The organism is Pseudomonas sp. 18.1.10 (assembly GCF_024655625.1).
Taxonomy (GTDB): Bacteria; Pseudomonadota; Gammaproteobacteria; order Pseudomonadales; family Pseudomonadaceae; genus Aquipseudomonas.
This window is the reverse complement of record NZ_JANLGL010000021.1, coordinates 40284-48986: the sequence shown is the minus strand read 5'-3', so window position 1 is coordinate 48986 and position 8703 is coordinate 40284. Positions and strand designations below refer to the sequence as shown.

Annotated in this window: 10 protein-coding genes; 8 read left to right on the top strand and 2 right to left on the bottom strand. The window is 58.3% G+C overall.

All coding sequences use genetic code 11. The features are described from left to right. Nucleotides 1-69 precede the first annotated feature (69 nt). Nucleotides 70-1110 carry an NADP(H)-dependent aldo-keto reductase gene (locus NUV89_RS06140; protein WP_257780626.1) on the bottom strand — a complete coding sequence of 347 codons (1041 nt, stop codon included), beginning with the start codon at nucleotides 1108-1110 and terminating at the stop codon, nucleotides 70-72. A gap of 248 nt (nucleotides 1111-1358) precedes the next feature. On the opposite strand from NUV89_RS06140, the gene rplM reads away from it, so the two are divergent. The 8 genes from rplM to NUV89_RS06100 all read left to right on the top strand — a co-directional run bounded on the left by rplM (nucleotide 1359) and on the right by NUV89_RS06100 (nucleotide 7157). Then, nucleotides 1359-1787: a 50S ribosomal protein L13 gene (gene rplM, locus NUV89_RS06135; protein WP_003171742.1), complete on the top strand. Its 429-nt coding sequence runs from the start codon at nucleotides 1359-1361 to the stop codon at nucleotides 1785-1787. A 14-nt stretch (nucleotides 1788-1801) separates the two neighbouring features. After that, on the top strand, nucleotides 1802-2194 hold the full coding sequence (rpsI, locus tag NUV89_RS06130) for a 30S ribosomal protein S9 (RefSeq protein WP_003216038.1): 393 nt from the start codon (nucleotides 1802-1804) through the stop codon (nucleotides 2192-2194). A gap of 266 nt (nucleotides 2195-2460) precedes the next feature. Continuing rightward, the gene (petA, locus tag NUV89_RS06125) at nucleotides 2461-3054 is read left to right on the top strand and encodes a ubiquinol-cytochrome c reductase iron-sulfur subunit (RefSeq protein ID WP_026136492.1); all 594 of its coding nucleotides are present in this window, start codon (nucleotides 2461-2463) and stop codon (nucleotides 3052-3054) included. Beyond that, nucleotides 3054-4265 carry a cytochrome bc complex cytochrome b subunit gene (locus tag NUV89_RS06120; RefSeq protein ID WP_017734511.1) on the top strand — a complete coding sequence of 404 codons (1212 nt, stop codon included), beginning with the start codon at nucleotides 3054-3056 and terminating at the stop codon, nucleotides 4263-4265. The genes petA and NUV89_RS06120 overlap by 1 nt, the downstream gene beginning before the upstream one ends. Next, nucleotides 4265-5047 (top strand): cytochrome c1, encoded by a 783-nt coding sequence (locus NUV89_RS06115; RefSeq protein ID WP_017734512.1) that lies wholly within the window; start codon nucleotides 4265-4267, stop codon nucleotides 5045-5047. Before NUV89_RS06120 ends, NUV89_RS06115 begins: the two co-directional genes overlap by 1 nt. A gap of 149 nt (nucleotides 5048-5196) precedes the next feature. Continuing rightward, nucleotides 5197-5814, top strand: coding sequence for a glutathione S-transferase N-terminal domain-containing protein (locus tag NUV89_RS06110; protein ID WP_017734513.1), 618 nt, complete (start codon nucleotides 5197-5199; stop codon nucleotides 5812-5814). 17 nt (nucleotides 5815-5831) lie between these two features. Continuing rightward, nucleotides 5832-6248 carry a ClpXP protease specificity-enhancing factor gene (locus tag NUV89_RS06105; protein WP_124527486.1) on the top strand — a complete coding sequence of 139 codons (417 nt, stop codon included), beginning with the start codon at nucleotides 5832-5834 and terminating at the stop codon, nucleotides 6246-6248. 159 nt (nucleotides 6249-6407) lie between these two features. Further along, nucleotides 6408-7157: a FadR/GntR family transcriptional regulator gene (locus NUV89_RS06100; RefSeq protein WP_017734515.1), complete on the top strand. Its 750-nt coding sequence runs from the start codon at nucleotides 6408-6410 to the stop codon at nucleotides 7155-7157. Nucleotides 7158-7313: 156 nt separating this feature from the next. Here NUV89_RS06100 and NUV89_RS06095 read toward each other — a convergent pair whose 3' ends face one another. Next, a complete protein-coding gene (locus NUV89_RS06095) occupies nucleotides 7314-8471 on the bottom strand; it encodes a phospholipase (protein ID WP_257780625.1) in 1158 nt (385 codons plus the stop codon). Nucleotides 8472-8703: the final 232 nt, after the last annotated feature.

The window sequence follows — 8703 nt, the reverse complement described above, 5'->3', positions numbered from 1 at the left end:
CGAGTTCCAACATGAGAATGCGGTCAAATGTGGGAGCGGGCTTGCTCGCGAAAGCGGCCTACAGATCAATCAAGGCGCAGGGTTCGGATGATCCTTCTGAATCGCCTCAATCCCCTCCAACACCTCTTTCGACAGCTTCAGATCCGCACTGGCAATGTTGCTGTCCAACTGCTCCAGCGACGTGGCACCAATGATGTTGCTGGTCACAAACGGCTGTTGCGTCACAAACGCCAACGCCATCTGCGCCGGGTCCAAACCATGCTCGCGTGCCAGCGCCACATAACGGCTGCACGCTGCTTCCGACTGCGGGTTGAAGTAGCGGCTGAAGCGGCTGTACTCCGTCAGGCGCGCCTTGGCCGGGCGTGCCCCGCCTTCATACTTGCCACTGAGCATGCCGAACGCCAGGGGCGAGTAGGCCAGCAGGCCGCACTGCTCGCGAATCGCGATTTCCGCCAGGCCCACTTCGAAGCTGCGGTTGAGCAGGTTGTAGGGGTTCTGGATCGACACGGCGCGGGGCCAGCCACGGGCTTCGGCCAGGGCGAGGAACTTCATGGTGCCCCAGGGGGTTTCGTTGGACAGGCCGATGTGGCGGATTTTGCCGGCCTTCACCTGCTCGTCCAGGGCTTCGAGGGTTTCCTCCAGCGGGGTGAGGTTGTCTTCGTCCTTGTGCTTGTAGCTCAGCTGGCCGAAGAAGTTGGTGCTGCGCTCCGGCCAGTGCAGCTGGTAGAGGTCGATCCAGTCGGTTTGCAGGCGCTTGAGGCTGGCATCCAGGGCTTCGACGATGTGCTTGCGGTTGTGGCGCAGGTGGCCGTCGCGGATGTAGTCGATGGTGTTGCCGGGGCCGGCGATCTTGCTGGCGAGGACCCAGTCGGCACGATCGCCACGGCTTTTGAAGTAATTACCGATGTAACGCTCGGTGGTGGCATAGGTGTCGGCCTTGGGCGGCACCGGGTACATTTCCGCCGTGTCGAGGAAGTTGATCCCCGCGGCCTTGGCCCGTTCGATCTGGGCGAAGGCCTCTGCCTCGCTGTTCTGCTCGCCCCAGGTCATGGTGCCCAAGGCTATCGCGCTCACGTTCAGATCCGTACGGCCCAGCTGTCGATAATCCATCGGGTACTCCTTCAGGGAAAACAATCATAAAAGCAGGTTGAATTTTTTTTCGCAATCTGCATAATTGCCCACCTCTTTCTGCAGTGGAAGTGATGCGCCGCCTGCCGAAGAATCTTGCCGTTGAACGGACGCGCCGACCCGAGCCCCCGATAGCGTCTGTATCCGGCTGCCTTTGACTTGTCAAAGTACGCACTATTCAGTAAGATCCGCCGTCTAATTTACAGGGCGGCCCCTGAGGCTATTAAAGAATGACAACTTTTACTGCAAAACCGGAAACAGTTCAGCGCGACTGGTTTGTCGTCGACGCCGCTGGTCAGACCCTGGGTCGTCTGGCCACTGAAGTCGCCAGCCGTCTGCGTGGCAAGCACAAGCCTGAGTACACCCCTCACGTTGACACCGGTGACTACATCGTGATCATCAACGCTGAGCAGGTACGTGTTACCGGCAACAAAGCGCAAGACAAAATGTACTACCGTCACTCCGGTTTCCCAGGCGGTATCAAGTCTTCGAACTTCGAAGGCCTGATCTCCAAGAAGCCTGAAGCCCCGATCGAAATCGCGGTCAAAGGTATGCTGCCTAAGGGCCCACTGGGTCGCGATATGTTTCGCAAGCTGAAAGTCTATGCGGGCGCTGTACACCCTCATGCTGCTCAGCAGCCCCAAGAACTGAAGTTTTAACGGAATAGTTCATTATGTCGGCGACTCAAAATTACGGCACTGGCCGTCGCAAAACCGCAACCGCACGCGTTTTCCTGCGTCCGGGCACTGGTAACATCTCGATCAACAACCGCACTCTGGAAAACTTCTTCGGCCGCGAAACTGCCCGCATGGTAGTTCGTCAGCCGCTGGAACTGACCGAGACCGTTGAGAAGTTCGACATCTACGTCACCGTTATCGGTGGCGGTGTAAGTGGTCAAGCTGGCGCAATCCGCCACGGTATCACTCGCGCTCTGATGCAGTACGACGAAACCCTGCGTGGCGCTCTGCGCAAAGCTGGCTTCGTGACTCGCGATGCCCGTGAAGTTGAACGTAAGAAAGTCGGTCTGCGTAAAGCGCGTAAGCGTCCGCAGTACTCGAAGCGTTAATTCGCTTTACGTTCCACAAAAACGCCCAGTCTCCTCACGGAGCCGGGCGTTTTTTATTGCCTGCGATTTATGCACAAATTTGTGCGTGACAACTTGCCACATCCGTAGACCCCCTATACTACAAGGCCTGGAGGCTGAGCCCTGGGCAATTACCTTGTCAACCGTGGGGCTTTTCATTACCATTCGGCAAAATTTTTATAAGTAAAGATTCAACACTTAGTAGACGCCTGATTTAACAGGCCAAAAAGCTGATGGGAGAGGACTGAATGAGCAATGACGGCGTGAATGCAGGCCGGCGTCGCTTCTTGGTAGCAGCCACATCCGTGGTGGGTGCTGCAGGAGCGGTGGGGGCTGCGGTCCCGTTCGTGGGGTCATGGTTTCCCAGTGCCAAGGCGAAAGCCGCAGGTGCACCGGTGAAGGTGAATATCAGCAAGATCGAGCCAGGCCAGCAGATGATTGCTGAGTGGCGCGGCCAGCCGGTCTTCATTGTTCGTCGTACCGAGGAAATCCTGGGGAATCTCAAGAAGATCGAAGGCCAGTTATCTGACCCTATGTCTGAGAAGTCCGACCAACCCGCCTACGCCAAAAACGAAGCGCGTTCGATCAAGCCAGAAATTCTGCTGCTGGTCGGTCTTTGTACTCACCTGGGTTGCTCGCCTACCTTCCGCCCGGAAGTTGCTCCGGTCGATCTGGGCAAGGATTGGGTCGGTGGTTATTTCTGCCCTTGCCACGGCTCGCACTACGACCTCGCCGGTCGCGTCTACAAATCCCAACCTGCTCCCCTGAACCTGCCCGTGCCTCCGCATACCTACGAAACTGACGACCTCATTGTCATTGGCCTCGATAAGGAGAACGCGTGATGAGCAAGTTCATGGATTGGGTGGATGCGCGCTTCCCCGCCACAAAAATGTGGGAAGACCATCTCAGCAAATATTACGCACCAAAAAACTTCAACTTCTTCTACTTCTTCGGCTCGCTGGCATTGCTGGTGCTGGTCAACCAGATCGTCACCGGCGTCTGGCTGACGATGAGCTACACGCCGTCGGCAGAAGAAGCGTTCGCCTCCGTCGAATACATCATGCGTGACGTCGAGTACGGCTCGATCCTGCGCCTGCTGCACTCCACCGGCGCCTCGGCGTTCTTTATCGTCGTCTATATGCACATGTTCCGTGGCCTGCTCTACGGCTCGTACCAGAAGCCTCGTGAGCTGGTGTGGGTGTTCGGCATGCTGATCTACCTGGCGCTGATGGCCGAAGCCTTCATGGGTTACCTGCTCCCGTGGGGCCAGATGTCGTACTGGGGCGCCCAGGTGATTATCTCGCTGTTTGGTGCGATCCCGGTGATCGGCAACGACCTGACCCAGTGGATCCGTGGCGACTACCTGATCTCCGGCATCACCCTGAACCGCTTCTTTGCCTTGCACGTGGTGGCCTTGCCGATCGTGATCCTGGGCCTGGTGGTGCTGCACATCCTGGCGCTGCACGAAGTGGGTTCCAACAACCCGGATGGCGTGGACATCAAGAAGCACAAGGACGAGAACGGCATCCCGCTGGATGGCATTCCGTTCCACCCGTACTACACCGTCAAGGATATTGTCGGCGTCGTCGTGTTCCTGTTCGTGTTCTGCTCGATCGTGTTCTTTTTCCCGGAGATGGGTGGTTATTTCCTCGAGAAACCTAACTTCGAACAGGCCAACGCCTTCAAGACACCCGAGCACATTGCCCCGGTCTGGTACTTCACGCCGTTCTACGCGATCTTACGTGCGATCCCCGACAAACTCATGGGCGTGATCGCCATGGGCGCGGCCATCGCGGTGCTGTTCGTGTTGCCTTGGCTCGACCGTAGCCCGGTCAAGTCCATGCGCTACAAAGGCTGGCTGAGCAAGATCTGGCTGTGGGTGTTCTGCATTGCCTTCGTGATCCTGGGCGTGTTGGGCGTATTGGCGCCAACCCCTGAGCGTACGTTGCTGTCGCAGGTCTGCACCTTCCTGTATTTCGCCTACTTCATTCTGATGCCGTTCTACACCCGGCTCGAGAAGACCAAACCGGTACCGGAAAGGGTGACTGGCTGATGAAAAAATTATTCGTTGCATTGATGCTTGCGGCCCTGCCGCTGCTGTCCTTCGCTGCCGAACACGGTGGCCCGGAGCTGGAAAAAGTCGATATCGACGTGTCGGACAAAGCCGCCCTGCAAGACGGCGCGCGGACGTTCGCCAACTACTGCATGGGTTGCCACAGCGCCAAGTTCCAGCGTTATGAGCGGGTTGCCGACGACCTCGGTATCCCTCACGAAGTGATGCTGGAGAAACTGGTGTTCACTGGCGCCAAGATCGGCGACCACATGAACATCGGCATGAAGCCTGCCGACGCCAAGGCCTGGTTCGGTGCTGCACCGCCCGACCTGACCCTGGTAGCACGCGTACGTGGCACCGACTGGCTGTACGGCTACCTGAAATCCTTCTACGAAGACCCTGCGCGCCCGTATGGCGTGAACAACAAAGTCTTCCCGAACGTCGGCATGCCTAACGTTCTGGTCGGCCTGCAGGGTCGCCAAGTGGTAGGATGCAAGCAGGTTCAGGTCGTCGAAGACGGCAAGAAGCAATATGACCCGTTGACCGGTACGCCTTTGACTCACGAAGCGTGCGATCAACTGACCATCGTGCCCAAGACCGGCGCGCTGAACGAAGAGCAGTTCGACGAGAAAGTAAAAAATCTCGTGACCTTCCTGGCCTACTCGGCCAACCCGGTCAAACTGCAGCACCAGCGCATCGGTACTTACGTCTTGCTGTACCTGGCTTTCTTCTTTGTATTCGCCTATCTGCTCAAACGCGAATACTGGAAGGATGTGCATTGATCCAACCGTAAGCAATTGCTGTTAATCTTGCGCGCCCAGCGGCATCTCTGAATACGTAGCGACCTGTTTGAACCGGTTGTTACAGAGATGCTCCCTGGGCGCGCTCGTTTTTGAGCTTTCGATAATTTCAACAAGCGAGGAGGACCGCCATGGGCGTGACCAATCGGTTGGCCTGTTACTCCGACCCCGCCGACCACTATTCCCACCGAGTACGCATCGTGCTCGCAGAGAAGGGTGTCAGCGCCGAGATCATCAGTGTGGAGGCGGGCCGTCAGCCGCCGAAACTGATCGAAGTGAACCCTTACGGCAGCTTGCCCACCCTGGTCGATCGTGACCTGGCGTTGTGGGAGTCGACCGTGGTGATGGAATACCTGGATGAGCGTTACCCGCATCCACCTTTGCTGCCGGTGTACCCGGTGGCACGTGCCAACAGCCGCCTGCTGATCCACCGGATCCAGCGTGACTGGTGCGGTTTGGTGGATGTGATTCTGGATTCGCGCAGCAAAGAGGCGGCCCGTGTTGTGGCGCGCAAGGAATTGCGCGAGAGCCTGACCGGCGTTTCGCCGCTGTTCGCCGACAAGCCTTTTTTCCTCAGCGAGGAACAAAGCTTGGTGGATTGCTGCCTATTACCCATACTCTGGCGCTTGCCGATTCTCGGTATTGAACTGCCGCGGCCAGCCAAGCCGCTGCTTGATTACATGGAGCGCCAGTTTGCGCGTGAGGCTTTCCAGGCGAGTCTGTCTGGTGTCGAACGCGATATGCGCTAAGGCTTAAGGAGCCGTTGATGAACTCCAGTCGACCTTACCTGGTCCGCGCGCTCTATGAGTGGATTGTGGACAACGATTGCACCCCGCACATGCTGGTCAATTCCGAATTTCCTGCGGTTCAGGTACCGCAGGGTTTTGCCAGTGACGGGCAGATTGTCTTGAACGTATCGCCCAGTGCCGTGCGCCACCTGCACATGGACAACGAAGCGGTGAGCTTCGAAGGGCGTTTCGGCGGCGTGCCCCATACGCTGTTCGTGCCGATTGGCGCCATTCTCGGGATCTACGCCCGGGAGAACGGCCAAGGCATGGTGTTTGATCTGGAGTCGCCGTTCGACGGTGACGAATCGATCGAAGGCGATGACGACGGTGATCTGCCACCGGATGCCGAGCCACCGCGTCCAAGCGGCCGGCCGAGCCTGAAAGTGGTGAAGTAAACGGCGGTTGCCCTCGGGCACGCCTGAAAAATGCCTCGGCCTCTGCCGGGGCATTTTTTTTGCGTGCTTGATGTGGATGAAAGTCGTGCCCGGACGGTGATCGTACAACCGCCATGGGCTATGATGCCTGCTCAAGTTCGCCGAGAAAGATGATTCATCATGGAAAACACCAACACCGCCCCTCGTCTTCCCCGCAAGCGCCGCAGCCTTGCCCAGGAATTGGTCACGGTGTTGTCCGAGCAGATCCGCGACGGCGAACTCAAGCGCGGTGACAAGCTGCCCACCGAGTCGGCGATCATGGAAGCCCATGGGGTCAGCCGCACCGTGGTGCGTGAGGCCATCTCGCGCTTGCAGGCGGCAGGTCAGGTGGAGACCCGTCACGGCATCGGCACTTTTGTGCTGGATACGCCAAGCCCGAGCGGCTTCCGTATCGACCCGGCCACGGTGGTCACGTTGCGTGATGTGCTGGCAATCCTCGAATTGCGCATCAGCCTGGAAGTCGAGTCCGCAGGCCTGGCTGCATTGCGCCGCACCGACGAACAACTGGCGACCATGCGCGCCGCCCTCGACGCCCTGAATGAAAGCGCAGCGCATGCCGGCGATGCGGTGGCGTCCGACTTTGCCTTTCACCTGGAAATTGCCCTGTCCACCGGCAATCGCTACTTCACCGACATCATGACCCACCTGGGCACCAGCATCATTCCGCGCACGCGCCTGAATTCCGCGCGCCTGGCCCATGATGACCAGCAGCACTACATGGGGCGCTTGAGTCGTGAGCACGAAGAGATCTACGAGGCGATTGCCCGTAAGGATTCGGATGCGGCGCGGGCGGCGATGCGGTTGCATTTGACCAACAGCCGGGAGCGGCTGCGCCATGCCCATGAAGAGGCAGAATCGCAGCGCAACTGAGGTTCAGTAATTAAGTGTGTGAGCCCCAATTCAAGCTGGGTGGAATACGGTCAACTGTGGGAGCTGGCTTGCCTGAGATGGCGGTGTATCAGCCAGCAACTATTGAGCTGACCCGCCGCCATCGCAGGCAAGCCAGCTCCCACATTTGATCTGCGTTTAAGCAGTAGGCTGATTCGGCTTGTAGTCCTTGAGCAGCAGATACGTACTCCACCCCCACCAATCATCCGTCCAGCGCTTGTCGTTCAAGTCGTTCACTTCCTTGCGCCGCAGCACCTTGTCTCCTTCCATCTTGAACAGCGGCGAGAAGTTGTTCGCCGGGTTTTGCGCGGCGTTCAAATCGGGCACATGCAACGGCGCCTTGAAGTTGGCCGGGGAGGGCGCCACGCCGCTGATAAAGGTTTCGAAGATTTCATCCGCCGATGCCTGCACCGCACGTTTGACCTGCACCCGATTGTCCCCATCGATGGCATCGAAGTAGCGTTTGTCCCCATAGGCATGCCATTGATCCCCGAGGGCGTTGCGCACCTTGAGCCCGAACTTGCTGTCTTCATCGTGCATGAAGCGGCTGATAAGCGAACCCAATTCCCCCGGCGTCACCACGGCCGCCAATTGCTTGCGTGGCACCCGCAAGTGCCCGGCGGAAAACAGGTCGGTCAAAAAGTGATCAGCAAAACTGTTCATCGCATACGCCAGTTCCAGCGCCTGGTCGGTGCCGGTTTGGTGCGCTACGACGGCTTGTTGCAGCGCCGCCGTGTGCCCGGCCAGATACGCTGAGAGTGCCCATTCACCGAAGTGGTCGGCATTGTCCGCTGCCAGTTTCAGGTAGCGCCCCAATGGCACCAGCGCCGAAACCGCACTGCCACCACCGGTGATACGGTTCCACTCCTCGGACAACGTATCACCCAGCGCGTCGTAGGCTTCATGGGCTTGCTTGCCGTCCCTGATCGCTTGGTTGACCGCGTTGATCTCCTTCTGCATCACCGCGAGGATCTTGCGCGCTTCTTCCCGCGACGCCGGCAACACCGCCAGTGAGTTGAACGCGGCCGTAAAGCGCTGCACGCGGTCGGCGGGGGAGTTGCCATCGCTGATCGGCTGACCGGGAATGCCGTAGAAGTCGCCGCCCAGGGCAATCACTTGGCCGTAGGTCAGCGCCAGGCCGTTGGGCAGGTGCAGCTCGACTTGTCGGGCGGGGATGGCCGGGGCGTCCTTGGCGAAACGCAACAGGGTATCGTCACCGATGGCGGTGTGTTCGCCGCCTTCGAAGCGCAGGATCGGTAGGTTTTTTGCAGGTGCTGCGAGTTCAAGACCTGACATGTTAGCTCCTTGCTATGTCGTAGGAATCTTCCGTAATAACTGTATGTATATACAGTTATTGCCAGCATAGAGGATTAATTTCCTACGTCAAGAAGGCAGGCAATACATCGCGCCCTGGACGCACCTCGACGAATTGCAGTTGACGAATCTTTTTATAGTTGTACGATGACGTACGACATCACCAAAACCAACAACAACCTTTCGCCAGAAAGTCTTCGCCCAGGGTGTTCGA